We start from the raw sequence: 26,280 nt of genomic DNA on the forward strand, positions 1-26,280 counted from the left end.
TCAGAGGCAAGTCCCGGAAGTCGCGGCCGGAGTCCCGCGGCCGGCACCGCAAACGTAGCCATGAAGTTCACGCTGCGCCAACTCAATACGGGATCGGCCCGGTGAACCCGGCAGACTTGGGCCATGACGACACTTCCCCCGACCCCTTTGCGTATCGGCCTCGTCGGTGCGGGCCCCTGGGCCCGGAACACGCAGGCCCCCGCCCTCGCCGCGCACCCGGGCGCCGTACTGAGCGGCGTGTGGGGCCGCCGCCCCGAGGCCGCGGACGCGCTGGCCGCCGCGCACGGCACCACGGCGTACACCGGCGAGACGGGCATCGACGAGCTCTTCGCGGCCAGCGACGCCATCGCGTTCGCCGTGCCGCCGGACGTCCAGGCCCCGCTCGCCGCCCGCGCCGCCGCCACCGGCCGCCATCTGCTGCTGGACAAGCCGGTCGCGACCACGACGGCGGCGGCCCGTGAGGTAGCGCGCGCCGCCGAGGAGACCGGGGTCGCGTCCGTCGTCTTCTGCACTCTGCGCTTCGCGGCCGAGACATCCGCCTGGATCATCGAGCAGGCCGCCCTGGACGGCTGGTTCACCGCCCGCGCCGAGTGGATCGGGGCACTGTTCGCCCCCGGCGCGACCAGCGAGTACGCGGCCTCGCCCTGGCGCCGGGAGAAGGGCGGCCTGTGGGACGTCGGCCCGCACGTCCTGTCGGTCCTGATCCCGGTCCTGGGCGACGTCACACGGCTGACCGCGGCCCGCGGCCCGTCCGACACCACCCACCTGATCCTCCGCCACACCTCCGGCGCGTCCAGCACCGTGACGCTCGCCCTGGGTGCCCCGGTGGGCGCGGCCGGCACGGAGATCGAGCTCAAGGGCGAGCAGGGAACGGCGGCACTGCCGCGGTGGAGCGACCCGGTCGGTTCCTTCCGGGCGGCGGTGGACGCACTGATCGAATCGGTACGCACGGGGGTGCCGCACCCCTGCGACGTCCGGTTCGGACTGCGCCTGACGGAACTGCTGGCCGAGGCGGAGAAGCAGGCGGGGGAGTAGGGGAGCAAGCGGGAGCGAGGGGACGGGGAGCGCGAAGGAACGGGGCGGGGCGGGGCCGGGCGCGGGTGTCCCTGTGCGCGGGGGACACAACCGTTCGTCCCGGCCGCCCCGCCCGTGCCCCGAGCGGGCGGGGCACGGGCGCGGCGGCGTCACCCTGCCCGCGGAGCCGCATCCGTGCCGGGCGCGGGCGGGGGAGGTGCCGTGACGGCCCGGTGAGCGGTGTCCAGGAAGCGCCGGACCGCGGCCGTCTCGCTCTCGTCGAAGTCGCGCAGCACGGCGACCGTGTTTTCGATCAGGGGCCGGAAGAAGGACTGGCCCAGCTCCACCGCGCGTGGCGTGACGCTCAGCAGCACCCGCCGCCGGTCACGCGCGTCACGCGTGCGGTCGAGGTGGCCCAGGCGCTCCAGACGGTCGATGAGCGACGTGGTGCCCGCGGAGTTGAGCCCGAGTTGCGCACCGAGCCACCCCGCGGTGGCGGCCGTGCCCGCCCGCTCGGCGTCGAGCAGGCAGACCAGGGCGCGGACATCGGTGGGATGCATGCCGTGTCGGCTCGCGAACTCGGCCTGGCGGAGCCCGAATTCGACGGTCACCTTACGCAGCAGATGAACGATCTCGATCTCTCTCCCGGGGCCTTGGCCGGTCACCGAGGCGCCTCCTTCTCCGCTCGCGCTCATCAATTGTCTCGTTGAGCGAGATAATATCCCGGGACTGCCCGACCAGGGAGGCGCCCCATGTCCACCACCACGTCGTTCCTCGCGGCGTACGACGAGGTCCTGGCGGCCAAGTGGCCTGCCGGAACAACGCATGCCGAGATCCCCACCCCGTACGGCACCACCCGCGTCAACACCTGCGGCCCCGAGGACACCCCGCCCCTGGTGCTGCTGGCCGGCGGGGGTTCCACGTCCACCGTCTGGTACGCCCAGGCCGCCCACCTGGGACGCACCCGCCGCGTCCACGCCGTCGACCTCGTCGGCGACGCGGGCCGCAGCGTCGCGGGGGAGCGCCCGGTCCGTACGGTGGCGGATCTGACGGCATGGCTCGACGCGGTGCTGGACGGCCTGGGTGTCGACGGCGTCGTCGTGTGCGGGCATTCGTACGGGGCCTGGATCGCCCTCCACCACGCCCTGCACGCGCGGCCCCACCGCGTGCGGAAGCTGATCCTGCTCGACCCGACCCAGTGCTTCGCCGGCTTCCGGCCCGGCTATCTGCTGCGTGCCCTGCCGATGCTGGTCCGCCCCGGTGCCGGGCGGACGCGGACCTTCCTGGAGTGGGAGACGGGCGGCGCCGCGCTCGATCCGACGTGGCTGCGACTGCGCTGCGCGGCGGCCGGCTTCCCGTCCGCCCGCCCGGTCACCGGACCCCGCCCCGCGCCCGAGGCCCTGAGCGGGCTGGACGTGCCGACCCTGATCCTGACGGCGGAGAACAGCCGCGCCCACCACCCGGCCCGTGTCGCCGCCGCCGCGGCCCGGCTGCTTCCGCACGCGCGAACGGCGACGATCCCCGGCGCGACGCACCACACCCTGCCGCTGCACGAGCCGGCGGCCACCGAACTGAACCGCAGGATCGAGGACTTCCTGACGGACGCCCGGTAGCGCTCGCCGCGCGGGACGCTCAGCGCCCCATGGCGTCCCGCACCGCCTCGTCCGTACGCGCCACGACGGCGGTCCCGTCGTCCGCCGTGATGATCGGCCGCTGGATCAGCTTCGGATGCCCGGCGAGCGCCGAGATCCACCGCTCCCGCGAGCCGGCCTCGCGCGGCCAGTCCTTGAGCCCGAGCTCCTTCGCGTCCGCTTCCTGCGTCCGTGCGATGTCCCACGGCTCCAGCCCGAGACGGTCGAGCACGACCCGGATCTCGTCCGGTGACGGCACATCCTCCAGATAGCGGCGGACGGTGTACTCGGCACCCTCCGCATCGAGCAGCGTCAGCGCGCTGCGGCACTTGGAACAGGCGGGATTGATCCAGATCTCCATGGGGTCAACGGTACGGGAGGGACGCCGCGAAAACCTGTCTGGCCAGCGACGATTGTCAGTGGTGGGCCGTAAAATAGAGGGAGTTGGTGAGGGTTCCACGACCGTGCCAGGAGGTTGCCCATGGCCGTTGCCGCAGTCACGACCAAGCCGCTCCACAAGCCCCTGCAGAAGAAGCCGCTCCCCGCGGGCCGTCCCCGCGAGTGGTACGTCTCCCACAACCGCCGCCTGAAGGCCATGCGCCTGGCGATCGCCCTGCTCGACACGGGCGTCCACTACCCGTCGACCGCGACCGACGGCAGGATACGCGCGACTGCCGAGCGCATCGGCATCCACCCGCCGTCCGACACGACCTGCCGCATGGTCCGCGCCCTGATCCGCTACGGCCGCTGACGGCCGACCGGCCCGTGGCCCGTGCCCTGCCGGGGCGCGGGCCACGCGCCACGGGCGCGCAACTGGTCCCGGCCGCGCCCGGCTTCAGAACCCACCGCAGGCGGCCGTGGCGAAGGCGCCGGACGCCGAGGCCCGTTCGCACTGTCCAGCTGTCCAGCTGTCCAGCCGTTCAACGTCACGCCGCGACTTCGCGGGGCGGCCGCTCCCGGCCGTCCGGTCTTTCCGCACGACCGGAACCCTCGCCCGTCCGGCGTACACGGACGGAACGCTCACCCGTCCGGCGTAGACGGCATGCGGCCACACCCGCCGCCGTCTTGACTGGGGCGAGGAACGACGGCCGAGTGCTGGGAGGCGCGATGACGAGGAAAGCCGCGTGCGGTCTGTGGGCCGTGCTGCTGACGACGGCCGTGGTGGCGACGGCCGCGGGCTGCTCCGACGGCGGCAGCGCCTCCAGCGCGGCGTCCAAGGCCGCGTCCGCCGCGGCGTCGGCGGCCTCCAGGGGCTCGGACGTGGTGGCCTCGGCGACAGCGGCCGCGGGCGAGAAGCTGAAGGGCTTCAAGAACGGCGTGAACGCCAAGGGCGATGTCACGGTGGGCACACCGGGCACCGGCCCCGACGGCCATGCCGACGCGAAGGTCACCGTGACCAACGGCGCGGACTCGGCGAAGTCCTACGCCGTGCAGATCAACTTCCGTGACCCGAAGGGCAATCTGCTCGACGCGGTGGTGGTGACGGTCGACGACGTCGGCCCGAAGGCGTCCAAGGAGGCCACGGCCCGCAGCAACCGCAAGCTGTCGGGCGATGTCGAGGCCGAGGTGGGAAGGGCGCTGCGGCACTGATCGCGCCGCAACGCCCATAGTCCCAAGGGTGGTTGCCCGTGGTTGCCCGCGGTCTTCGGGGCGATGGATCACTGCCCCGAAGGCCGCGGGCGCCGGGGCCGGGCGCCGGGGCGCCGTCAGAAGGTGGTGTTCCGCTGCTCCCGCGCGGTCGGCCTGCGAAGCACGTGCCACGGCGGAGCCTGCACCCGGCGAGGCCGGCAGGAAAGCGCCGTCAGCTTGTTCTCGGTGCCGGTGCCGGGTTGCGGGATCTCAAGGATGATCCGCTGGTCCGAGCAGTCGTCGACCACGAGTGCGATCTCCTCCAGGACCATGCGGCCGACCGAGGGATGCTCCACTTCCCGAGCGGTGACGTGACGCCTTTCGACTTCGTGCTGCTGCCACCACGTGCGGAATTCCGGGCTGCTTCTGCCCAGTTCGCGAACCAATGCGGTGAACCACGGTTCGTGGACGTACAGACCGGTGGCCGCGCGGAATCCGGCCAGTGCTGATCGTGCGCTCGGCTCCCAGTTCTGAACCAATTCACGAAGATATCCGCCGAAGAACAGCCACAACATGTGACGGTGCTCAGGGGGAATATCGGTGAGGTCGCCGTAGACGTCGGTTCTGGCCTGGTTCCAGGCGAGAATATTGAAACGCGGACCGAGAGCGAATGCCGGATGGGGGTGCTGGCTGTCCAGGATGCGCTGGAGGGCCGGGGACACGCCGTCGTCGGCAACGCTCGCGCTGGAACGGGCGTCCTGGTTCGCCAGGGCCAGAAGGTAGCCGCGCTCTTCGGTGTTGAGACGCAGGGCTTCGGCCAGCGAATTGAGGACCTGGTCGGAGACGCGGATGTTCCGGGCCTGTTCGAGGCGGGAATACCAGCAGGCGCTGATCCCTGCCAGGTCGGCGACGTCCTCCCGTCGCAGACCAGGGGTCCGCCGCGACGCTCGCGAAGGAAGACCGACCTCTTCCGGTTGAAGGGCCAGTCGTCGTGTTTTGAGGAAGTTCGCGAGCTCCACTCGCCGTTGGTTGCAATTCATCCGTTGTCCCCTCTGCTGGGCGGACTGCTGCGGATGGCATTACCTGGTACCTCTGCTCTCAGGATAGTCGGTTTCCGGAATCGCGCTCTGCCGCGTGCGAGGGCGCGGCCGGAAGCCTTCAGAGGCGTACCGCCGCTCTGCGCCGTCGGTGACCGCACCGCAAAGGGCCCGGCAGCGAGCTGCCGGGCCCTTCGTGTGAGGTTGAGGTCAGCGGTTTCCCTGCCCGCCTACGCGCTCACCCTGGTTCTGGTTCTGGTTCCGGTTATGCTCCCGGTTCTGGTTCTCCTGCTGGTTTTCCTTCTTCTGGTTCTGGTTCTGTTCCACCGGGACCCCCGACCTCAGCTGCGCCAGCATCGCGGAGCAACCGCCGATGGATGCCACCTTGTTGTTGAAGCCGAGAGTGTAATCCGCGATGAAACTCTGGCTCTTTCCGGTGTTCTCGTTGAACAGGTCGGACTTCTGCCTGCACGAGGCGGCGCCGTCGTTCGCCCCGGCGGTGAGCGCCTGTTCCCTCTCGTCGGCGGTGCCGGGGACCGTTGTGCCGGGAACCTGTGTCTGCGATGTCGCACTCGGCTTGACAAGGTTCAGGCACCCTTGCTGGTTCGCTCCCTCTTGGGCTGTGACGGCGTCGTCGGCCTTGATTACCGCCACCGCGTTGACCACTCCACCGCCGTCAGCCGTTGCAGTGGTGATCGTGCGCTTCCCACTGATGAAGGAGACCAATTGCCCAGGAGTGAAACCGGCACCCGATATCTTCGCGCTCTCATTCGGGTCTTCGACTCCGGAAATCGAGCAGGAGGCTGCCGGAATGGCCGACGGCTGTGAAGCGGCCCCCGATGTCGCGCTCTTGCCAGGAGTTGCGGCGTGCGCTGTGGCGGAGATTCCGGGTGCCAGCGCCAGCGACGCACCCAGCGGGACGCCGAGCAGGGCGAGAATTCGCTTCTTTCCGTGCATGAGATTCCCCTTTGTCGTGGGTCCGTGCAAGGAAAAGCGTTGCATGGGGTCCGAGGGGCAACAAGAGACCATTCATCCTAGGAGTGGCAGTGTCAGGTTTAATTCTGCGCGGTTGCGAAATCGGGGGATACGCATGCGCGATTCGGCGACGGGAGGCACAGGGGGAAGGCCGCCACCCGTGTGCGGATGGCGGCCTTCCCCCTGTGTGCCTGACGTCGGAACGAGTGAGGGCCGCCCCTTCCGGAAGGAAGAGGCGGCCCTCACTGCCACGCCTGACGGTCGATCAAGTCCCGGTGGGACCGATCCCGCGCTTTAGAGGTCGAAGTACAGCTCGAACTCGTGCGGGTGCGGGCGCAGCTGGATCGGGGCGATCTCGTTGGTCCGCTTGTAGTCGATCCACGTCTCGATCAGGTCGGACGTGAAGACGCCGCCGGCCTGCAGGTACTCGTTGTCCGCCTCCAGGGCCTCCAGGACGGCCGGGAGGGAGGTCGGGACCTGCTGGACGGTCGCGTGCTCCTCGGGAGCCAGCTCGTACAGGTCCTTGTCGATCGGCTCGGCGGGCTCGATCTTGTTCTTGATGCCGTCGAGGCCCGCCATCAGCAGGGCGGAGAAGGCGAGGTACGGGTTGGACGACGGGTCCGGGGCACGGAACTCGACGCGCTTGGCCTTCGGGTTGGAGCCCGTGATCGGGATACGCATCGCGGCGGAGCGGTTGCGCTGCGAGTACACCATGTTGACCGGGGCCTCGAAGCCGGGAACCAGGCGGTGGTAGGAGTTCACCGTCGGGTTGGTGAAGGCCAGCAGCGACGGGGCGTGCTTGAGGATGCCGCCGATGTAGTAGCGGGCCATGTCCGAGAGGCCCGCGTAGCCCTGCTCGTCGTAGAAGAGCGGGTCGCCGCCGGCCCACAGGGACTGGTGGACGTGCATGCCCGAGCCGTTGTCGCCGAAGATCGGCTTCGGCATGAACGTCGCGGTCTTGCCGTTGCGCCAGGCGACGTTCTTCACGATGTACTTGAAGAGCATCAGGTCGTCGGCCGCGGCGAGCAGCGTGTTGAACTTGTAGTTGATCTCGGCCTGGCCGGCGGTGCCGACCTCGTGGTGCTGGCGCTCGATCTGGAGACCGCTCTTCTCCAGCTCCAGGGACATCTCGGCGCGCAGGTCGGCGAAGTGGTCGACCGGCGGTACCGGGAAGTAGCCGCCCTTGTAGCGGACCTTGTACCCGCGGTTGTCCTCGACCGCGCCGGTGTTCCAGGCGCCTGCCTCGGAGTCGATGTGGTAGAAGCTCTCGTTCGCCGACGTCTGGAAGCGGACGCTGTCGAAGACGTAGAACTCGGCCTCGGGACCGAAGTACGCGGTGTCGGCGATGCCGGTGGAGGCGAGGTAGGCCTCGGCCTTCTTGGCCACGTTCCGCGGGTCGCGGCTGTACTGCTCGCCGGTGATCGGGTCGTGGATGAAGAAGTTGATGTTGACGGTCTTGTCGCGGCGGAACGGGTCGACACGCGCGGTCGACAGGTCGGCGCGCAGCGCCATGTCGGACTCGTGGATGGCCTGGAAACCGCGGATCGACGAACCGTCGAAGGCAAGCTCCTCGGTCGGGTCGAAGGTCGCCGCCGGTACGGTGACGTGCTGCATCACACCGGGCAGGTCGCAGAACCGGACATCGATGAACTTGACGTCTTCGTCGGCGATGAACTTCTTCGCGTCGTCGGCGTTCTGGAACATCCAACTCCTCCTACTCCCGGCCCGGGAGGGACGGGGTTGCAGCTCGTGGTGCGGCCGGTGCGGTGGCACACGCTGGACCCGACCATAGGCAGACCGGATTTCTCCAGCATGACCCATTTGTTTCGCAGAAGTTAACCGAGCCGAGCGCGAGCGGCACCTTGAGGCCGGTAACGGACCCTTGTCCGGCCCGCCAGGCAGCCCACGGCGGTCACCCCGCCCGGCGGGGAGCGAAACAGGGCGCAGTACCGTGTTCGGGTGGACACTAGGCAAGCAATCGGATCGTGGCTCTCCGGGCCGCGCGCGACCGCCGAGGAGATGGGGGCCGACTTCGGCCACCGGGGCAAGCGGCTCGGTCTGCCCGAGCACGGGCCGGGGTCCGTGGCACCGTTCGGCCGGCGTCTCGGCGCGCTCTTCATCGACTGGGCCCTGTGCATGCTGATCGCATACGGGCTGTTCGCTCGGGGTGACCAGCAGGCGGCGGGAAACTGGGCGCTCGGCGTCTTCCTCGTACTGAGCGTGCTCACGGTCGGAACCATCGGCTGCACGCCCGGCAAGCGCGTCGCGGGCATCAGGGTCGTCGCCGAGAACGGCGGCCGGCTCACGTTCGGGCGGGCGGTCGTCCGGAGCGTGCTGCTGTGCCTGGCGATCCCGGCCCTGGTCTGGGACCGCGACGGCCGCGGTCTGCACGACCGGCTGGCCCGCGCGGTTCAGGTCCGCATCTGAGCGAGGCCGTATCCCAGCGGGGCCGTATCCGGGCGAGGGCCCGCGGCCGGGCGAGGCCGAAAAGACGAGACGGAAAAGACGAGAGAGGGCGGGTCGCGAACCGAACCGGTTCGCAACCCGCCCTCTCTCGTACGTGGTGCGGTGGCCGACTGCCGCGTACGGCGGAGGCGTCAGCGCATCTTTCCGCCGCGCGGCATCCGCATGCCCTTGGGCATCGGGCCCTTCGGCAGCGGCATGTTGCTCATCAGGTCGCCCATCGCGCGCAGCCGGTCATTGGCGGCCGTCACCTGCGGGCCGGTCAGGACGCGCGGCAGCTTCAGCATCTTGGTGCGCACCTTCTTGAGCGGCACCTGGCCCTCGTCGTTGCCGACGATGATGTCGTGCACCGGTACGTCGACCAGGATGCGCGCCATCTTCTTCTTCTCGGCTGCGAGCAGCAGCTTCACCCGGTTCGGATTGCCCTCGCCGACCAGCACGATGCCCGCCTTGCCCACGGCGCGGTGGACGACGTCCTGGCTGCGGTTCATCGCGACCGCGGGCGTCGTGGTCCAGCCGCGGCCCACCCGGTCCAGCACCGCCGCCGCGGCGCCGGGCTGCCCCTCCATCTGCCCGAAGGCCGCGCGCTCGGCACGCCGTCCGAAGACGATCGCCATCGCGAGGAGGGCCAGCACGAAGCCCAGGATGCCCAGATAGATCGGGTGGTCGATCAGAAAACCGACCGCGAGGAGGACACCGAAGGTGACGATTCCCACACCCGCGACGACAAGACCGATCTTGGGGTCGGTCCGCCTGGTCATCTTGTAGGTCAGGGCGATCTGCTTGAGCCGCCCCGCGTTCTCGGCGCTGTCCGCGCCTTCAGTGTTTGCCTTCCTCGCCATGCACTGAAGTTTACGTGGCTCAAGAACGGTGGTCGGCCGCGGCCTCCAGTACGTACTCGGCCTCGACCCGGTCCTTGGCCCGGCGCCGGTCTTCGAGGACGGCCGTCCAGGCGTTGCGGCGGGCGGTCCGCTGGCCGCCGCTCAGCAACAGCGACTCGACGGCACGGAGAGCATGGGTGACGGAGGGGAGGGCGGTGGCGCGTACCGGCACGGCCTGCATCGTGGAAATCTCCTCGGAGCGGATGTGCGGACTGAGTGGCGTGGACTCAGCTGCCCGGGCCGGTCTGCCCGGGACTGCGTTGCGCGAAGTGGGCGGCGTGCGCCGGGTGCGGGAAGCGGCGCCGGCAGCGGCCCGGAAAGCCGCTGCGCCGTGAGTACCCAGCGTCACTGCTCGGTGTTACCAGCGCATGACGGGTCGGTCAAACACCAATGAACCCTTGATCCGGGCGGAGCGCACGCCGACGCGGCCCATACGCGCCCCCGACCTGCGGGGAGCGTACGGGCCGCGTCGAATCGGCTATTACCGATCGGTAGCTTCTTGTGCTCGGATTCACACGGCGGGCGTCGCCGCGACGGCGCTGCGCCGCTCGATCGCCTGCTGGAAGAGACGGCCCGCGCGGTACGACGAACGGACCAGCGGTCCGGACATCACGCCGGAGTAGCCGATCTCGTCGGCCTCCTCCTTCAGCTCCACGAACTCCTGCGGCTTCACCCAGCGCTCGACCGGGTGGTGCCGCACGGACGGCCGCAGGTACTGCGTGATCGTGATGAGCTCGCAACCCGCGTCGTACAGGTCCTGGAGCGCCTCGCTGACTTCCTCGCGGGTCTCGCCCATACCGAGGATCAGGTTGGACTTGGTCACCAGACCGGCCTCACGGGCCCGCGTGATGACTTCCAGGGAACGCTCGTAACGGAAGCCGGGGCGGATCCGCTTGAAGATCCGCGGCACCGTCTCGACGTTGTGCGCGAGCACCTCGGGGCGCGAGGAGAAGACCTCGGCGAGCTGCTCGGGCACCGCGTTGAAGTCGGGGATCAGCAGCTCGACCTTGGTCCGGCCGGCCTCCCGCTCCGCGGTCAGGGCGTGGATCTGGCGCACGGTCTCCGCGTACAGCCAGGCACCGCCGTCCTCCAGGTCGTCGCGTGCGACGCCGGTGATGGTGGCGTAGTTCAGGTCCATCGTGACGACGGACTCGCCGACCCTGCGGGGCTCGTCCCGGTCCATCGCCTGCGGCTTGCCCGTGTCGATCTGGCAGAAGTCGCAGCGCCGGGTGCACTGGTCGCCGCCGATGAGGAACGTGGCCTCGCGGTCCTCCCAGCACTCGAAGATGTTGGGGCAGCCGGCCTCCTGGCACACCGTGTGCAGGCCCTCGCTCTTCACGAGCTTCTGCAGCTGGTTGTACTCGGGGCCCATCTTCGCCCGGGTCTTGATCCACTCGGGCTTGCGCTCGATGGGGGTCTGGCTGTTCCGGACCTCAAGGCGCAGCATCTTGCGCCCGTCGGGTGCGACAGCGGACACTCCGGCACTCCCCTTTGCTTTCACTGCATTGGATTCTTCGGCGAACACCAGGGTACGCCCGTAGTTCAAACGGCTTTACGTGTGGCCAACCTGTGGCCGGCAGGGCCTATTCCCCGCCGGGCGTCCGGGCCGTCATGCCGTGGCCGCGGCGTCCGCCGGGCGCTCGACGGCGCGCGGGGCGAGCTCCGCGTTCTCCAGGACGTCCTTGAGGTGCTTCTCGGCCACCGGGAGCACATCGGCGATGGTGATGTCACGGCCCAGCTCGTACGCGAGCGACGTGACCCCCGCGTCCCGGATGCCGCACGGCACGATGCGGTCGAACCAGGTGTTGTCCGGGTTCACGTTGAGCGCGAAACCGTGCATGGTCACGCCCTTGGCCACCCGGATGCCGATCGCGGCCAGCTTGCGGTCCTCGCGGCGCTGGCCGGCGTTGGACGGCGCGTACTCGGGGCCGTTCAGCCGGGGGTCGAACTCCTCGTCCTGCAGCCGCGGGTCGAAGTCGAGGGAGAGGCCGCCGAGCGACGGGCGGTCCTCGACCGGGTCGCCGAGCACCCAGACCCCGCTGCGGCCCTCGACCCGGGAGGTCTCCAGGCCGAATTCCGCGGCGGTGCGGATCAGCGCGTCCTCCAGCCGGCGGACGTGCGCGACGACATCCACCGGCCTGGGCAGCTTCTGGATCGGATAGCCGACCAGCTGCCCGGGGCCGTGCCAGGTGATCTTGCCACCGCGGTCCACGTCGATGACCGGGGTGCCGTCGAGCGGGCGCTCACTGTCGGTCGTGCGCCGCCCCGCCGTATAGACGGGCGGGTGTTCCAGCAGCAGGCAGGTGTCCGGGACGGCGTCCTCGAATCTGGCCGCGTGCACCTCGCGCTGCCTCTGCCAGGCCTCCTGGTAGTCGACGGCTTCCTCGCCGAATCCCAGCCGGACGAACCGGAGCTCGGTCACGACAGATGCCTCCCTACTCGCGGTGCCGGGAGCCGGGGGTGCCCGGAGCCGCGCCACCATGCACTGAATCACGCCCCGAGCCACTGTACGACCGGCCCCGGGGCGGCGGCCCGGCAGGTCATTCCCGTCAGCGCCACCCCCAATCCTCACACGATCGGATGAAAGTGAAGCGAAGGCGGCTGCGGTCGCGACAGAGGCCGCTAAATTCGCGCCGTTCCATTAGGGCTGCCCGCCCGGCCCCGAAGGCAGGAGACCGTACAGCTGATGTCGGAACGACCTCCGCAGCGCACCCCCAACCGCCGACTCGCCTCGCTCATCTCCGAGGCCGGTTTCTCCAACGCCGGCCTCGCCCGAAGAGTGGACCAACTCGGTCTGGAGCACGGCCTCGACCTGCGGTACGACAAGACGTCCGTGACCCGCTGGCTGCGCGGTCAGCAGCCGCGCGGGACCACCCCCGCGCTGATCGCCGAGGTCTTCACCCGGCGGCTCGGGCGCCGCCTGTCCGCCCAGGATCTGGGCCTCGACGCGTGCGCCCCCGTCTACGCGGGCCTGGAGTTCGCGGCCACGCCGGCCGAGGCGGTCGACATCGTCAGCGGGCTGTGGCGGAAGGACTCCGGCAGCCATGCGGAGCTGCGCAAGATCGCCTTCACCCCGGCCGGGCTCGTCGTCCCCAGCCGGGACTGGCTGATCGGCCGGGCCGACGAGTGGGTGGGACGGGGGCCCGAGTCCGCCCCACCGGTGCCGGGCGGAGCCGCCGGGAGCCGTGCGGCCGGTGGTCCCCGGGCGACCGGTGGTGCGCGTGCGGCCGGCGGGCTCGGCAGGTCTGCCGGGAGCGGTGAGGCCGCAGGGGCGGCAGGGGCCTTCCGGGGCACGGGAACGGTGGAAGCCGCCGGGGCCGATGGTCCGGCACGGACCGGTGTGCCCGGCGGAGCGCGGGGGACCGGGGCGCCGGGGCTGCACGGCCCGCACGGCGCGCACTGGCCCGGGGGTACGGGGACGGCCGGTGCGAGCACCCGGAACGGGGCCCGGGGGCCCCTACCGGCCCGGCCCTCCGGACCGTCCGCGCCTCCCGGATCCCCCACCTCCCCGACCGCTCCCGGCGTCCCGGGAGCAGGGCTGCCGGCCGCCCCCGGCGTCCCCCGGCAGCGGCAGTCCGACCGCGGCTCCGGCCAGCGGGTCGGCGCGGGGGATGTCGCCGCCCTGCGCTCGGTCGGTGAACTCTTCCGCACCCTCGACAACGCCTACGGCGGCGGCCACGCCCGGCAGGCCCTCGTCCGGTACCTGGAGCACGAGACGGAACCGATGCTGCGCGGGACGTACGGCGAGGCGACCGGGCGCAGGCTCTTCTCCGCCGCCGCCGATCTGACCCGGCTGGCGGGCTGGACCTCGTACGACATCGCGGCCCACGGCCTCGCCCAGCGGTACTTCGTCCAGGCGCTGCGGCTCGCCCAGGCCGCCGGGGACCGCGCGTACGGCAGCTACGTCCTGATCACCATGAGCCGGCAGGCGGTCTACCTCGGGCACGGCAGGGAGGCGGTGCAGCTGGCCCGCGTCGCCCAGCAGGGCATCGGTTCGTCGGCGCCGCCCGTCGTCCAGGCCCTGCTGCACGCCGCCGAGGCACGCGGTCACGGGGTGCTCGGCGAGGCCAGGCCCTGCACCGCCTCCCTGGCACGGGCGGAACACGCCCTGGAGATCGCCCGCCACGGGGACGAGGTGCCGCACTGGGCGCGCTACTTCGACGAGGCCCAGCTCGCCGACGAGTTCGGGCACTGCCACCGGGATCTGCAGCAGTACAAGGCCGCGGCGCAGCACGCGGAGCGCTCCCTCCAGCTGCGCGCCCCGGCGTACGCCCGCAGCAGGCTGTTCTGCCGGGTGGTGCTGGCCTGCGCGCGGCTCGGGCTCGGCGAGCTCGACCAGGCGTGCCTGCTCGGCGCCGAGGCGGCCCAGCAGGCGGCCGAGATGCGGTCGGTGCGCGCGACGGAGTACGTCCGGGACTTCGAGCGCCGCCTGGAGCCCTACCGGGAGGCGGCCGCGGTGCGCGGGTACCGCGAACGGGTCGCCGCGCTGGGGTGAGCCTCCGCCCGCACCCCGGGCCCACACCCCCGCGCCGCACCCCGGGCCCGCACCCCCGCACCCGCACCCGCACCCGCACCCCCGCACCCGCACCCCGGGCCCGCACCCACGCGTCCGCGCCTTCGGGCCCGCCCCCTGCGCCCGACCCCTCCGGGCGCAGAGGGCGGTGGACTACGCCGCTTCGGGGAGCGCCGCCGTCCCGCTCCCGTATCCCGGTCGTACGCCCAGGTCGGTGAGGATCGCCTCGGCCGCGCGGCGGCCCGAGAACAGGGCGCCCTGGACCGTGCTCGTGTCGCGGTGGTCGCCGCACACGTACAGACCGGCGAGCAGCCGGACGGGGCGGCGCAGATCGTGCGGGGCGGGCATCGCCGGGACCGCCTCCGGGTCGTGGTGGGCGGCCAGCAGCTCCCAGTCGTCGGTGGGGGTCCCGTACAGGGCGGCGAGGTGGGTGCGGACCGCGCGGTCGAGGTCGGGCGGCGGGGTGCCGAGTACCGTCGAGCTGATCAGGCTCCGGCCGTGCGGGGCGCGCGACGGGTCGACCGCGCTCATCACGACGGTGTGCGCGACCGGGCCCGAGCGGTCGGCGTCCAGCAGCAGCGAGGCGCCGGTCGGCGGGGGAGCGGGGGCGGTGTGGTGCAGGACCGTCACGGGGTGGAAGGACGGCATGCGCAGGCCGGGCAGCAGCTCGGCGGCGGCGCCCGCGCCGGTCGCCAGCAGCAGGGAACGGCAGCCCAGTTCGCCGTGCTCCTTGGTGCGGACCGAGGTGATGTCGGCGGCCGTGACATGCACGCCCGTCCGTACGGTGCCGGGCGGCAGCGCCGCCGCGAGCAGTTCGGGCAGCCTCCCCGAACCGCCCGCGGGCACGCACATCCGGCCGCGCGCGTAGCCGCGCAGCGCGAGATCGGCGCACCGGCTGGACGTGGTGAGCTCCGGGTCGCTGAGCAGCGCGGAGAGCAGCGGACGCAGGAAGCCGTTGACCGTACGGGAGGGCAGGCCGCGGTGGGACAGGGCGGCGAGCGCGGTCTGTTCGGGCCGGGCCAAGATGCGGGCGGCCGGGGTGGCGGCCAGCCGGGCCAGGGCGGCGCCCAGCCGGGCCTGGTCGATCGGCCCGCCCATCGGCGGCCGGGGGGCGCTTGCCAGGGCGCGTGCTGCCTTGAATGCGCCCCGCGCGCCCCGTACATCGCCCGTCCGGTACTGACGGCCCTCGCTGTGGACGAGCACCCCCGGTGCGAAGGTGCGCAGTACGAGCCCTTCGAGGGCGGGCATCAGGCGGAGTTCCGGATACGAGGTGCTGAGCAGTGGACCGATGCGGTCGAGCAGGAAGCCGTCCGTCTCGGTGGTCGTCATCCGGCCGCCGATCCGGGGGCCGGCCTCCAGGACGCTGACGCTTACCCCTGCGCTGGTCAGTCGGTGGGCGGCTGACAGGCCGGCGATCCCGGCCCCGATGATGACGACGTCCGCGTGGTGTGCCGAGCTGAGCACGTGCCCCTCCCCGAGTCGGCGCAACTGCTGGGAGGCTCTTGCCCCCGCCTGGCCCCCGGAATGCCCGAGTTCGCAAGGAGGCTAGGAGGGCGCCCGGTGCGGGCGAAGTCGCGCGCGCCGGGGGCACCGTTGCACGGGGTCGCACGCCCGTCCGAATCTGTGGCGGACGTGTGGACCGGAGCCGGCAGGACGGGGGCTCCGGCGCCTACTGGCGCGTATCGCGTGCGCTCAGCGCAGCGCCGCGCGGATGGCCGCGTCGATTCCCGGGAAGGCGAACACGAAGCCCGAGTCCAGCAGCCGGCCCGGCAGCACCCGCTGGCTGCCCAGCACATCCTCGGCGAAGTCCCCGAGGGCGATCCGCAGGGCCGGGGCCGGCGCGGTGAAGAGTGTGGGGCGGCGCAGCACCCGTCCCATCGCGGCCGTCACCTCGCCATTGGTGACGGGGTCGGGGCCGGTCAGGTTCACCGGACCCGACAGCGACTCGGTGTCGAGGATGTGCCGCAGGGCCGCGACCTCGTCGTGCAGTGCGATGAAGCTCCAGTACTGGCGTCCGCTGCCCAGTCGCCCGCCGAGCCCCGCGCGGAACAGCGGGAAGAGCCGGCCCCAGGCCCCGCCCTCCCGCGCGACCACCAGGCCGGTGCGCGCGTGCACCGTCCGTACGCCCGCCTCCTCGGCGGCGGCCGTGGCCGCCTCCCACTCCACGCACACGGACGGCAGGAAGCCCTCACCGGCCGGGGCGCTCTCGTCGACCGCGCGGTCCCCGGTGTCGCCGTAGTAGCCGATGGCCGACCCGGACAGCAGCACCTTCGGCGGTACGTCCAACGAGGCGACGGCCTCGGCGATCGCCGCCGTCCCGAGCACCCGGCTGTCCCGGATCTCCCGCTTGTACGCCGGTGTCCAGCGGTGGTCGCCGACGCCGGCCCCGGCGAGATGGACGACGGCGTCGCAGCCCACCAGGCCCGCGACATCGACGTACCGGCGCCCGGGATTCCACTCCACCTCGTCGCCGGCCCGCGCCGGGTGCCGCACCAGGCGTACGACCTCGTGCCCGTCGGCCCGCAGCGAGCGCACCAGCGCCGCTCCGATGAGTCCGGATGCTCCGGTGACAGCGATACGGGAGTGCGACATGGGGCCATCCTGCCGCAGGGGCCCCGGGCGCGCCTCACCCGCGGGGCCGGTCGGCCCCGCGCGCGTCGCGATTCGCGCCGGGCGGCGAAACGGGGCTGACCGGGCGGGGGAGCCGTGGCACAGTGGCGCGCATGCCCGAGATCCCCACCCGCCCGGCCCGCCCCGTCCGCCCCGCGGTTCTCGCCGACGAAGCCGCACTCGGTGAACTCGACCGTTCCACCTGGTCGACGCTGCACGCGGTGATGCCGAAGCCGCAGCCGCCCTACGCGCCGTTCTTCGACGACCGCCACAGGCCCGAGGACATCCTCGTGGCCGAGGTGGAGAAGGGGGCCGGAGCGGTGTGCCTGGCCGGGTACCTCAGGCTGGTCCCGCCGACCCCGCTGGCCTGCAACGCCCACGTCCGGCAGATACAGGGCCTCGCCGTGGCCGACTGGGCGCGCGGCCGCGGTGTCGCCAGGACCCTGCTGCGGGCGGCGGTCGCGGCCGCGCGGAGCGACGGGGCGAACCGGATGACGCTCCGGGTGCTCGGGCACAACGCACCCGCGCGGGCCCTCTACGAGTCGGAGGGGTTCGCCGTCGAGGGGGTGCTGCCCGGCGAGTTCTTCCTCGGCGGGCGCTACGTCGACGACGTCATGATGGGCCGCTCGCTCGCCCCGTAACCCCCGATTCCCGCTCAGACCCTGAACAGCCGCATGCCGCCCATGAGTTGGTGCAGGCAGCGCACCGCGAGATCGGCGGGTGAGCCCGGTCCGCTCGCCGGTGCGTCCGTCTCGGCCCAGGCTTCCAGGGCGACGCGCACCGCGTCCGTGGCGGCGGCCGCGGCGAGCCGGACCTCCAGCGGATCCGCCCCCTCGCCCGCCAGCCGGGTCAGCACCGGCAGCAGCCGTTCCTCCGAATCCTGATTGACCCGGTACCAGACGGCACGCAGCGCCGGATCCTCCCGCGCCGCCCGCAGCAGCCCGCGCGTCCAGCCGAGCTGCTCGGCGGCGTGCGCGTCGGGCATCCTCAGCGCCTCGGTGACCGCCCGTTCCAGGACCACGGCGAGCGCCTCTCCGGGCTCGGCCGCTTCGAGCAGGGCCCGCCAGCGCTCGGCGCCGCCGGAGAGCAGCGGGCCCACCGCGTCCTGCTTGGAGCGGAAGTACCGGTAGAAGGTGCGCAGCGCGACGCCCGCCCGGCGGGCGATGTCCTCCGCCGTGGTGCCGTCGGGCCCGCGCTCGGCGAAGAGCGCGGCGGCCGCGTGCGCGATGTCCAGCTGGGTGGCGGCCTTGCGGCGTTCGGTGAGGGACGGCTGACTCGGCTTCGGGCTCATTCCCAGGAGATTACCCCGGCAGGGGAGTGACGTGCACAGAATGACGTCATGGCAAAATGTGCCACTTGGGCGTACGGTGGACATCGATCGAGGCGGTATCGAGCACCTTCGGACAGCCTCGGGACAGCAGTCACCGGGATCGGGAGAGAACAGAAATGAACCGTTACGAAGGCCGTCGCGCACTCATCACCGGTGGTGGCTCCGGCATCGGACAGGCCACCGTCCACCGCCTCCTCGCCGAGGGCGGCCAGGTCGTCGCGGCCGATGTCAACGACGCCGGCCTGAACGCCACGTACGCGACGGCCGAGGCGAACGGCACCGCCGACCGCCTCACCACCCTCGTCCTCGACATCTCGGACGAGTCCGCGGTACGGGCGGGCGTCGCCTCCGCCGTGGCCGCCCTCGGCGGGCTCGACGTGCTCGTCAACGCGGCCGGGATCCTGCGCTCCGAACACACGCACAGGACGACGCTGGAGTTCTTCAACAAGATCCTCGCGGTCAACCTGACGGGCACGTTCCTGATGATCCGTGAGGCGATACCGGCCCTGCTGGCGGGTGACGAGCCGGTCGTCGTGAACTTCTCCTCCACCTCGGCGAGCTTCGCGCACCCCTACATGGCGGCGTACGCGGCGAGCAAGGGCGGCATCCAGTCGATGACGCACGCGCTGGCGAGCGAGTACAGCAAGCAGGGGCTGCGGGTCGTCGCCGTCGCGCCCGGCTCGATCTCCTCCGACATGACCAGCGGCAACGGCCCGGGGCTGCCCGCCGATGCCGACATGTCGCTCTTCGCGAAGCTGTCCCCGGCGCTCGGGGCGGGCTTCGCCAGCCCGGACACGGTCGCGGGCGTCGTCGCGATGCTCGGATCGCAGGACGGGGCGTTCATCACGGGTACGGAGATCCGGATCGACGGCGGAACGCACTTCTGAGGCGGCGGCACCCGCTCGCGGTGCGACGACGGGGCGGAGGGGCCGCGGGGTGGCGGAGGGGCCGCGGAACGGCGGAGGGGCCGCGGGGTGGCGGGACGGTGCCACGGCGGGGCCCCGGGCGGGTTCAGCCGGTCCCGAACCGGTCCCAGAGCGCGGGGAAGCGTTCCGCCAGGGCCCCGTCGTCCTCAGGGCCGACAGGGGTGCCCGCCGGCTCGGAGGCCTGGGGAGGCAGGCCGAGGTCCGGGGCGACCACGCCGGTGAGCTGCTCGTACGCCTCGTCGGCGGCGTAGCCGAGATCCTCGGCCTCCCCGTCGACCTCCGCGTCGAAGTCGCCGAGAAGGTCGGCGAGGCTGTCCGGATCGTGCAGTGCGCCCTCGAAGACCTCCCGGCCCTGCCCGATCAGCCAGCAGCGGAAGAAGTCGAAGGCGTCGTCGCTCGCGCCGCCGAGCAGCACGGCGGCGGCGCCCCACAGGTCCCAGCGGTACGCACGGTTGTAACGGGCCTCGAAGTGCCTGGCGAAATCCAGCACGGCTTCGGGATCGAGTCGCACCAGCCGCTCGACGAGCAGGTCGGCCTGGTCCTCGGGGTCGCCCTCGGCGGCCTCGCGGGTGCTGTCGACGATCTCCCAGAACTCCGTCTCGTCCATCACGGGACAAGCATCGGCCCCGGCGGCGGGCGACGCACGCGGACGCGGGGAAAAGGAACCCTCAGCGATAGAGGTCGCGCAGACGTTCGGCGGCCGCGACGAAACGGGCCCGCAGCGCGGCCGGTTCGAGGACTTCCGACTCCGGCCCGAGCAGGAGCAGTTGGCTGTACGCGACATCGAGGGACTCGACCGGCAGAGTGACCGTGAGCCACCCCTGCGCATCGGCCGGTCCCGCCGCCTCCAGCGCGTCGCGGACCGCCGAACGGTCCATCGCGTACGGCAGTCGGCGTACGCCCTCCGCCGACACCCGTACCGTCACCTCGGTACGCAGCAGCGAGCGGGCGAACTGCGCGGCCCGCTCGTCCCAGAACGCCGGCAGGTCGAACGCCTCGTCGCGCACGAACCGCTCCTGGGACACCGCGACGGCCGAGAACCGGTCGATCCGGTACACCCGGAAGTCCTCCGCCACACGGGCGCAGAGATACCAGACCCCGGCCTTCAGGACGAGCCCGTACGGGGCCAGCTCCCGCTCCACCTCGCCGTCCCGGCCGTTGCGGCGGTAGCGGGCGTGGACGATCCGGTCGTCCCAGACCGCCTCCGCGACGGCGGGCAGCAGCTCCGGGGCGACCGGTTCCTGATACCAGCCGGGAGCGTCCAGATGGAAGCGCTGGGCGGCACTGGCCGAGGCGTCCCGCAGGGAGGGGAGCAGCGCCGCCGACACCTTGAGCCGGGCCGCGGACGCGGCGTCCTCCAGACCCATCTCGCGCAGGGCGGACGGCAGCCCGGAGAGGAAGAGCGCCTCGGCCTCGTTGCGGGCGAGTCCGGTGAGGCGCGTGCGATACCCGCCGACCAGCCGGTAGCCCCCGGCCCGGCCCCGGTCCGCGTACACCGGGACACCCGCCTCGGAGAGCGCCTGGGCGTCCCGGGTGACGGTCCGCTCGGACACCTCCAGCTCCTGGGCGAGCTCGGCGGCGGTCATGGCGGGGCGGGACTGCAGGAGCAGCACCATTTTGATGAGACGGGCAGCACGCATACGGCCATTGTGGCCGGGAGGCACGTGCTGCCCTCCCTCGCGGGGCGGCCTGGAGGACGCCCTCGGGGACCGGACGGGTCCGGTCCCCGGGCCCGCCGCGGGCGGATCGGCGGCCGGGCGCACCCGGCCGCCGCCTCACGTCACAGCCCGTACCGCTCCCGGGCGTCCTTGACCGCGGACGCGGTCACCTCGCCGCGGCGGGCCAGCTGGGCCAGGGCCGCGACCGTGATCGACTGGGCGTCGACGCCGAAGTGGCGGCGGGCCGCGTCACGGGTGTCGGAGAGACCGAAACCGTCCGTGCCGAGCGAGGACCAGTCCTGCTCCACCCACTGGCTGATCTGGTCCGGGACCTGCCGCATCCAGTCGCTGACCGCGAGGACCGGGCCCGGCGCACCCTCCAGCGCCTGGGTCACGTACGGCACCCGCTGCTCACCGCGGAGCAGCGCCTCGTCGCACTCCAGCGCCTCGCGGCGCAGCTCGCCCCACGAGGTGGCGGACCAGACGTCGGCCGTGATGCCCCAGTCCGCGGCCAGCAGCTCCTGCGCCTCCAGGGCCCAGTGGATCGCCGTACCGGAGGCCAGCAGCTGGACGCGCGGGGCGTCCGCCGTCGCGGGCGTGCCCTCCTTGAAGCGGTAGAGGCCCTTGACGATGCCCTCCTCGACGCCTTCCGGCATCGCGGGCTGCGGCTTCGGCTCGTTGTAGACCGTCAGGTAGTAGAAGACGTTCTCGGCCTCGGGGCCGTACATCCGGCGCAGACCGTCCTTGACGATCACCGCGATCTCGTACGCGAACGCCGGGTCGTAGTTGAGCGCGGCCGGGTTCGTGGACGCGATCAGGTGCGAGTGGCCGTCCGCGTGCTGGAGGCCCTCGCCCGTCAGTGTCGTACGGCCCGCCGTGGCACCGACCACGAAGCCGCGGCCGAGCTGGTCGCCGAGCTGCCAGAACTGGTCGCCCGTACGCTGCCAGCCGAACATCGAGTAGAAGATGTAGAAGGGGATCATCGGCTCGCCGTGCGTCGCGTACGACGTGGACGCGGCGATGAAGTCGGCCATCGCGCCGGCCTCGGTGATGCCCTCGTTGAGGACCTGGCCGTCCTTGGCTTCCTTGTAGTACATCAGCTGGTCGCGGTCGACCGGGTCGTACGTCTGCCCCAGCGGCGAGTAGATGCCGGCCGACGGGAACAGCGCCTCCATACCGAAGGTGCGCGCCTCGTCGGGGACGATCGGAACCCAGCGCCTGCCGGTCTCCTTGTCCCGCATCAGGTCCTTGGCCAGGCGTACGAACGCCATCGTGGTGGCCAGCTCCTGCTTGCCGGAGCCCTTCTTCAGCGCGGCGAACGCACGCTCGTCGGGCTCGGGCAGCGCCACCGCGTGCACCCGGCGGGCCGGGGCGGGACCGCCGAGGGCGGCACGGCGCTCCTGGAGGTAGCGGACCTCGGGGGAGTCGGCGCCCGGGTGGCCGTACGGCACCAGGCCCTCGTCGAGTTTCGAGTCCGGGATCGGCAGCTCCAGCAGGTCCCGCATGGCGCGGAACTCCTTGCCGGAGAGCTTCTTCATCTGGTGGTTGGCGTTGCGCGACTCGAAGCCGGGGCCGAGCGTGTAGCCCTTCACCGTCTGGGCCAGGATCACGGTCGGCGCGCCCTTGTGCTCGACGGCCGCCTTGTATGCCGCGTACACCTTGCGGGCCTCGTGGCCGCCGCGCGAGGTGTGGAAGCACTCGGCGATCTTCGCGTCGGTGAGCAGCTTCGCCAGCTCGGCGAGCGCGGGCTCGGCGCCGAAGAAGTGCTCGCGTATGTACGCGACGTCGCGGGTGGCGTACGTCTGGAACTGCGCGTCCGGGACCGCCCGGAGCCGGCGGACCAGCGCCCCGGTGGTGTCCAGCTGGAACAGCTCGTCCCAGGCGTTGCCCCAGAGCGTCTTGACGACGTTCCAGCCGGCGCCGCGGAACGCGCCCTCCAGCTCCTGGACCACGCGGAAGTTGGCGCGGACCGGGCCGTCGAGGCGCTGCAGGTTGCAGTTGATGACGAAGGTCAGGTTGTCGAGCCGCTCACGCGCCGCGAGGGCGAGGGCCGCGGTCGACTCGGGCTCGTCCATCTCGCCGTCGCCGAGGAAGGCCCAGACGTGCGAGTTCGACGTGTCCTTGATGTTGCGGTTGGCCAGGTAGCGGTTGAAGCGCGCCTGGTAGATCGCCGAGAGCGGGCCGAGGCCCATCGACACGGTGGGGAACTCCCACAGCCACGGCAGCCGCCGCGGGTGCGGGTAGGACGGCAGGCCGTCGCCGCCCGCCTCCTGGCGGAAGTTGTCGAGCTGCTGCTCGCCGAGCCGGCCGTCGAGGAAGGCGCGGGCGTAGATGCCGGGGGAGGCGTGGCCCTGGATGTAGAGCTGGTCGCCGGAGCCGTCCCCCTCCTTGCCGCGGAAGAAGTGGTTGAAGCCGGTCTCGTACAGCCAGGCCGCCGAGGCGAAGGTGGCGATGTGGCCGCCGACGCCGAGCCGGGAGCCCCGGGTGACCATCGCGGCCGCGTTCCAGCGGTTCCAGGCGGTGATCCGGGACTCCATCTCCAGGTCGCCGTCGAACGCGGGCTCGGCGGCGGTCGGGATGGAGTTGACGTAATCGGTCTCCAGCAGCTTGGGCAGCGCGAGACCGGCGCCCTCGGCGTGCTGGAGCGAGCGGCGCATCAGGTACGCGGCGCGGTGCGGGCCCGCGGCCTTGGTGACGGCATCCAGGGAGGCCGCCCATTCGGCGGTCTCCTCGGGGTCACGGTCCGGGAGCTGATCGAGCTCGCTCGGAAGCTTTCCTACGGGGTCGGTCATGATCGCCGCCTTCCGGAGTGGAGGGGGGTGGAGAAAGGCCCTGGCTGGCAGGACAGGGCGATGGGGCCGGTGGGCCCGCGAAGTGAACTCTAAGTCGCCGATCGATGATCGATCAAAGGATGAATGGCAAAACTTCTCGATGTGAAGAAAGTGGCATTCGGTGCCGCGGAACCGGGCACGGAGTGACGGGATTTAGTACACAAAAGGGGCGCCCACCTGCACAGACGAGCGCCCTCGACGACAGATGTGTACGCGTCTCGGGAAACGCACGTCCCTCGGTCTGTGGCGCGTACCTTCCTCAGGCGCGCGGCGCGCAGCCGAGCACATGGGCCTTGACCAGCACCCCGATGTCCGGGTCCTTCCGCAGGAACGCCTCGATGAGCGCCTCGTGCTCCTCCGCGTACGACTTCTGCACCGTGCCCAGCCAGCGGATCGACAGGGCGGTGAACACCTCGATGCCCAGCCCCTCCCAGGTGTGCAGCAGCACGGCGTTCCCGGCGGCGCGCACCATCTCGCGGTGGAACGCGACGGTGTGCCGCACCTGCGCCTCGCCGTCGGCCAGCCGGTCCGCCTGGTAGAGCGCCGCCACGTGCGGCGCGAGGCGCGAGCAGTCCTCGCCGAGCGCCGGAGCCGCCAGTTCCGCGGCGATCTGCTCCAGACCGGCCCGTACCGGATAGCTCTCCTCCAGATCGGCCGCGGTGAGATTGCGGACCCGTACGCCCTTGTTGGGCGCCGACTCGATCAGCCGCAGCGTCTCCAGCTCCCGCAGCGCCTCGCGCACGGGCGTCTGGCTGACCTCCAGCTCGGTGGCAATCCGGCGCTCCACGATTCGTTCGCCCGGCTTCCAGCGCCCGCTGACGATCCCGTCCACGATGTGCTCGCGGATCTGTTCGCGCAGCGAGTGGACGACGGGCGGGGTCATGAGGGGCTCCTTCGGGGCAAACCGGTGCTGTCCGCACCATCACGGCTGCCGGGGCGACCGGTGGTGTCTAGACAATACGGCGGCGCCCCCGTCCGGAAAGGATCCGGACGGGGGCGCCGCTGGTGAGGCTGGTTACAACCGTGGTGCTCAGAGGCCGAGCTCGACCTCGAACTCACCGGCCTCCAGGATCGCCTTGACCGCGGTCAGGTAGCGGGCGGCGTCCGCGCCGTCCACCAGACGGTGGTCGTAGGAGAGCGAGAGGTACGTCATGTCGCGCACCGCGATCGTCTCGCCGAGGTCCGGGTGGTCGATGACCACCGGGCGGCGGACCGTGGCACCGATGCCCAGGATGGCTGCCTGGTTCGGGGGCACGATGACGGTGTCGAACAGCGCACCGCGAGAGCCGGTGTTGCTGATGGTGAAGGTGGCACCGGACATGTCGTCCGGCGTCAGGCCGCCACCGCGGGCCTTGCCGGCCAGCTCGGCGGTCTTCTTCGAGATGCCGGCGATGTTCAGGTCGCCCGCACCCTTGATGACCGGGGTCATCAGACCCTTCTCGGCGTCCACGGCGATGCCGATGTTCTCCGAGTCGAAGTACGTGATGGTGCCCTCGTCCTCGTTGATCCGGGCGTTGACGACCGGGTGGGCCTTCAGCGCCTGGGCCGCCGCCTTGACGTAGAACGGCATCGGGGACAGCTTGACGCCCTCGCGGGCGGCGAACGCGTTCTTCGCCTGGTTGCGCAGCTTCATCAGCTTGGTGACGTCGACCTCGACGACCGTGGTCAGCTGGGCCTGCGAGTGCAGCGCCTTCATCATGTTCTCGCCGATGACCTTGCGCATGCGGGTCATCTTGACCGTCTGACCGCGCAGCGGGGACGCCTCCAGCTTCGGCGCCTTCGAGGCCGCGGGAGCAGCGGCGGCCACCGGAGCCGGGGCCGCGGCGGCCCTGGCGGCCTCCGCGGCGGCGACGACGTCCTGCTTGCGGATACGGCCACCGACGCCGGAGCCCTTGACCGCGCCCAGGTCGACTCCGCTCTCGGAGGCGAGCTTGCGGACCAGCGGCGTGACGTACGCGCCGTCGTCACCGGAGGTCGCGGCCGGGGCGGCCGGAGCAACGGGGGCGGCGGGTGCCGGTGCGGCGACCGGAGCCGGAGCCGGAGCGGCGGCGGGCGCCGGAGCGGCCGGGGCCACCGGAGCCGGAGCGGCGACCGGGGCAGCGGGTGCCACCGGTGCCGGAGCCGGTGCGGGGGCGGCCGGCGCGGGGGCGGCCGGAGCCGGTGCCGGAGCGGCGGCGGGCGCCGGAGCGGCCGGAGCCGGGGCAGCGGCCGGAGCGGCACCCGGGGCACCGATGACGGCGAGCTTGGCGCCGACCTCGGCGGTCTCGTCCTCGGCGACGACGATCTCCAGCAGCACACCGGAAACCGGGGCCGGGATCTCGGTGTCGACCTTGTCCGTGGAGACCTCCAGGAGGGGCTCGTCCTCCGTGACCTCCTCGCCGACCTCCTTCAGCCAGCGGGTGACGGTGCCCTCGGTGACGCTCTCGCCGAGCGCCGGGAGGGTGACGTCGGTACCGGCCGCGCCACCGGCCGGAGCGGCGGCCGGAACCTCGGCCACCGGGGCCGGGGTCGGGGCAGCGGCGGCGGGGGCCTCGGCGACCGGCGCCGGTGCCGGTGCGGCCACCGGCTCGGCGGCCGGGGCCGCGGCGGCAGGGGCCGCACCCGTGCCGTCGTCGATGACGGCCAGCTCGGCGCCGACCTCGACGGTCTCGTCCTCGGCGACCTTGATCGCGGCGAGGATGCCGGCCGCGGGGGCCGGGATCTCGGTGTCGACCTTGTCGGTCGAGACCTCGAGCAACGGCTCGTCGGCCTCGACGCGCTCGCCCTCGGCCTTCAGCCAGCGGGTGACAGTGCCCTCGGTGACGCTCTCGCCGAGCGCCGGAAGGGTTACGGAAACCGACAT

Annotated in this window: 25 protein-coding genes; 8 read left to right on the forward strand and 17 right to left on the reverse strand. The window is 71.9% G+C overall.

Translation table 11 applies throughout. The features are described 5' to 3' along the window. Nucleotides 1-123: 123 nt before the first annotated feature. Nucleotides 124-1,035, forward strand: coding sequence for a Gfo/Idh/MocA family protein (locus ACFVT1_RS20070; protein WP_389797127.1), 912 nt, complete (start codon nt 124-126; stop codon nt 1,033-1,035). Nucleotides 1,036-1,184: 149 nt separating this feature from the next. Here the strand turns inward: ACFVT1_RS20070 and ACFVT1_RS20075 are convergent, their stop codons facing one another. Beyond that, nucleotides 1,185-1,709: a MarR family winged helix-turn-helix transcriptional regulator gene (locus tag ACFVT1_RS20075; protein WP_389797130.1), complete on the reverse strand. Its 525-nt coding sequence runs from the start codon at nt 1,707-1,709 to the stop codon at nt 1,185-1,187. Nucleotides 1,710-1,766: 57 nt separating this feature from the next. Here ACFVT1_RS20075 and ACFVT1_RS20080 point away from each other — a divergent pair, with 57 nt between their 5' ends. Continuing rightward, nucleotides 1,767-2,627 carry an alpha/beta fold hydrolase gene (locus tag ACFVT1_RS20080; RefSeq protein WP_389797132.1) on the forward strand — a complete coding sequence of 287 codons (861 nt, stop codon included), beginning with the start codon at nt 1,767-1,769 and terminating at the stop codon, nt 2,625-2,627. Nucleotides 2,628-2,646: 19 nt separating this feature from the next. Here ACFVT1_RS20080 and ACFVT1_RS20085 read toward each other — a convergent pair whose 3' ends face one another. Continuing rightward, nucleotides 2,647-3,006 carry an arsenate reductase family protein gene (locus ACFVT1_RS20085; protein ID WP_389797134.1) on the reverse strand — a complete coding sequence of 120 codons (360 nt, stop codon included), beginning with the start codon at nt 3,004-3,006 and terminating at the stop codon, nt 2,647-2,649. Nucleotides 3,007-3,126: 120 nt separating this feature from the next. Here ACFVT1_RS20085 and ACFVT1_RS20090 point away from each other — a divergent pair, with 120 nt between their 5' ends. Together ACFVT1_RS20090 and ACFVT1_RS20095 are read left to right on the forward strand one after the other, a co-directional pair. Beyond that, nucleotides 3,127-3,396, forward strand: coding sequence for a hypothetical protein (locus ACFVT1_RS20090; RefSeq protein ID WP_389797135.1), 270 nt, complete (start codon nt 3,127-3,129; stop codon nt 3,394-3,396). 356 nt (nt 3,397-3,752) lie between these two features. Next, nucleotides 3,753-4,235 (forward strand): hypothetical protein, encoded by a 483-nt coding sequence (locus tag ACFVT1_RS20095; RefSeq protein WP_389797138.1) that lies wholly within the window; start codon nt 3,753-3,755, stop codon nt 4,233-4,235. 116 nt (nt 4,236-4,351) lie between these two features. On the opposite strand, the gene ACFVT1_RS20100 is transcribed toward ACFVT1_RS20095, so the two are convergent. The 3 genes from ACFVT1_RS20100 to glnA all read right to left on the reverse strand — a co-directional run bounded on the left by ACFVT1_RS20100 (nt 4,352) and on the right by glnA (nt 7,930). Further along, nucleotides 4,352-5,233 carry a helix-turn-helix transcriptional regulator gene (locus ACFVT1_RS20100; protein WP_389797140.1) on the reverse strand — a complete coding sequence of 294 codons (882 nt, stop codon included), beginning with the start codon at nt 5,231-5,233 and terminating at the stop codon, nt 4,352-4,354. Nucleotides 5,234-5,461: 228 nt separating this feature from the next. Beyond that, the gene (locus tag ACFVT1_RS20105) at nt 5,462-6,208 is read right to left on the reverse strand and encodes a hypothetical protein (RefSeq protein ID WP_389797142.1); all 747 of its coding nucleotides are present in this window, start codon (nt 6,206-6,208) and stop codon (nt 5,462-5,464) included. Between the two features lie 312 nt (nt 6,209-6,520). Beyond that, a complete protein-coding gene (gene glnA / locus ACFVT1_RS20110) occupies nt 6,521-7,930 on the reverse strand; it encodes a type I glutamate--ammonia ligase (RefSeq protein WP_389797144.1) in 1,410 nt (469 codons plus the stop codon). A gap of 255 nt (nt 7,931-8,185) precedes the next feature. On the opposite strand from glnA, the gene ACFVT1_RS20115 reads away from it, so the two are divergent. Next, on the forward strand, nt 8,186-8,653 hold the full coding sequence (locus ACFVT1_RS20115) for an RDD family protein (protein WP_362204284.1): 468 nt from the start codon (nt 8,186-8,188) through the stop codon (nt 8,651-8,653). A gap of 170 nt (nt 8,654-8,823) precedes the next feature. Here ACFVT1_RS20115 and ACFVT1_RS20120 read toward each other — a convergent pair whose 3' ends face one another. The 4 genes from ACFVT1_RS20120 to lipB form a co-directional block, all read right to left on the reverse strand. Next, complete coding sequence (locus ACFVT1_RS20120) at nt 8,824-9,531, reverse strand: DUF4191 domain-containing protein (protein ID WP_362204287.1); 708 nt, start codon at nt 9,529-9,531, stop codon at nt 8,824-8,826. A 19-nt stretch (nt 9,532-9,550) separates the two neighbouring features. Next, a complete protein-coding gene (locus tag ACFVT1_RS20125) occupies nt 9,551-9,751 on the reverse strand; it encodes a hypothetical protein (RefSeq protein WP_362204290.1) in 201 nt (66 codons plus the stop codon). Nucleotides 9,752-10,081: 330 nt separating this feature from the next. Then, on the reverse strand, nt 10,082-11,047 hold the full coding sequence (lipA, locus tag ACFVT1_RS20130) for a lipoyl synthase (protein ID WP_389797147.1): 966 nt from the start codon (nt 11,045-11,047) through the stop codon (nt 10,082-10,084). 132 nt (nt 11,048-11,179) lie between these two features. Then, nucleotides 11,180-11,992, reverse strand: a complete 813-nt coding sequence (gene lipB, locus ACFVT1_RS20135) for a lipoyl(octanoyl) transferase LipB (protein ID WP_389797150.1) — start codon at nt 11,990-11,992, stop codon at nt 11,180-11,182. A gap of 264 nt (nt 11,993-12,256) precedes the next feature. Between lipB and ACFVT1_RS20140 the strand changes: the two genes are divergently transcribed. Continuing rightward, on the forward strand, nt 12,257-14,065 hold the full coding sequence (locus tag ACFVT1_RS20140) for a regulator (RefSeq protein WP_389797153.1): 1,809 nt from the start codon (nt 12,257-12,259) through the stop codon (nt 14,063-14,065). Nucleotides 14,066-14,236: 171 nt separating this feature from the next. Here ACFVT1_RS20140 and ACFVT1_RS20145 read toward each other — a convergent pair whose 3' ends face one another. Beyond that, nucleotides 14,237-15,547, reverse strand: coding sequence for an NAD(P)/FAD-dependent oxidoreductase (locus tag ACFVT1_RS20145; RefSeq protein WP_389797154.1), 1,311 nt, complete (start codon nt 15,545-15,547; stop codon nt 14,237-14,239). 228 nt (nt 15,548-15,775) lie between these two features. After that, nucleotides 15,776-16,675 carry a TIGR01777 family oxidoreductase gene (locus tag ACFVT1_RS20150; RefSeq protein ID WP_389797157.1) on the reverse strand — a complete coding sequence of 300 codons (900 nt, stop codon included), beginning with the start codon at nt 16,673-16,675 and terminating at the stop codon, nt 15,776-15,778. Nucleotides 16,676-16,806: 131 nt separating this feature from the next. Between ACFVT1_RS20150 and ACFVT1_RS20155 the strand changes: the two genes are divergently transcribed. Continuing rightward, on the forward strand, nt 16,807-17,334 hold the full coding sequence (locus ACFVT1_RS20155; RefSeq protein WP_389797159.1) for a GNAT family N-acetyltransferase: 528 nt from the start codon (nt 16,807-16,809) through the stop codon (nt 17,332-17,334). Nucleotides 17,335-17,348: 14 nt separating this feature from the next. Here the strand turns inward: ACFVT1_RS20155 and ACFVT1_RS20160 are convergent, their stop codons facing one another. After that, entirely contained in the window at nt 17,349-17,984 is a 636-nt protein-coding gene (locus tag ACFVT1_RS20160) for a TetR/AcrR family transcriptional regulator (protein ID WP_389797162.1), read from the reverse strand. Nucleotides 17,985-18,139: 155 nt separating this feature from the next. On the opposite strand from ACFVT1_RS20160, the gene ACFVT1_RS20165 reads away from it, so the two are divergent. Further along, a complete protein-coding gene (locus ACFVT1_RS20165; protein WP_389797164.1) occupies nt 18,140-18,910 on the forward strand; it encodes an SDR family NAD(P)-dependent oxidoreductase in 771 nt (256 codons plus the stop codon). Between the two features lie 124 nt (nt 18,911-19,034). On the opposite strand, the gene ACFVT1_RS20170 is transcribed toward ACFVT1_RS20165, so the two are convergent. From ACFVT1_RS20170 to sucB, 5 genes are all read right to left on the reverse strand, one after another. Next, entirely contained in the window at nt 19,035-19,556 is a 522-nt protein-coding gene (locus ACFVT1_RS20170; protein ID WP_389797737.1) for a DUF4240 domain-containing protein, read from the reverse strand. A 61-nt stretch (nt 19,557-19,617) separates the two neighbouring features. Further along, nucleotides 19,618-20,589, reverse strand: coding sequence for a helix-turn-helix transcriptional regulator (locus ACFVT1_RS20175; protein ID WP_389797167.1), 972 nt, complete (start codon nt 20,587-20,589; stop codon nt 19,618-19,620). A gap of 140 nt (nt 20,590-20,729) precedes the next feature. After that, nucleotides 20,730-23,399 carry a pyruvate dehydrogenase (acetyl-transferring), homodimeric type gene (gene aceE, locus ACFVT1_RS20180; protein ID WP_389797168.1) on the reverse strand — a complete coding sequence of 890 codons (2,670 nt, stop codon included), beginning with the start codon at nt 23,397-23,399 and terminating at the stop codon, nt 20,730-20,732. A 298-nt stretch (nt 23,400-23,697) separates the two neighbouring features. Further along, entirely contained in the window at nt 23,698-24,321 is a 624-nt protein-coding gene (locus ACFVT1_RS20185) for a GntR family transcriptional regulator (protein WP_389797170.1), read from the reverse strand. Between the two features lie 147 nt (nt 24,322-24,468). Continuing rightward, the gene (sucB, locus tag ACFVT1_RS20190) at nt 24,469-26,280 is read right to left on the reverse strand and encodes a 2-oxoglutarate dehydrogenase, E2 component, dihydrolipoamide succinyltransferase (RefSeq protein WP_389797173.1); all 1,812 of its coding nucleotides are present in this window, start codon (nt 26,278-26,280) and stop codon (nt 24,469-24,471) included.

Source organism: Streptomyces sp. NPDC057963, from assembly GCF_042887155.1.
Taxonomy (GTDB): Bacteria; Actinomycetota; Actinomycetes; order Streptomycetales; family Streptomycetaceae; genus Streptomyces.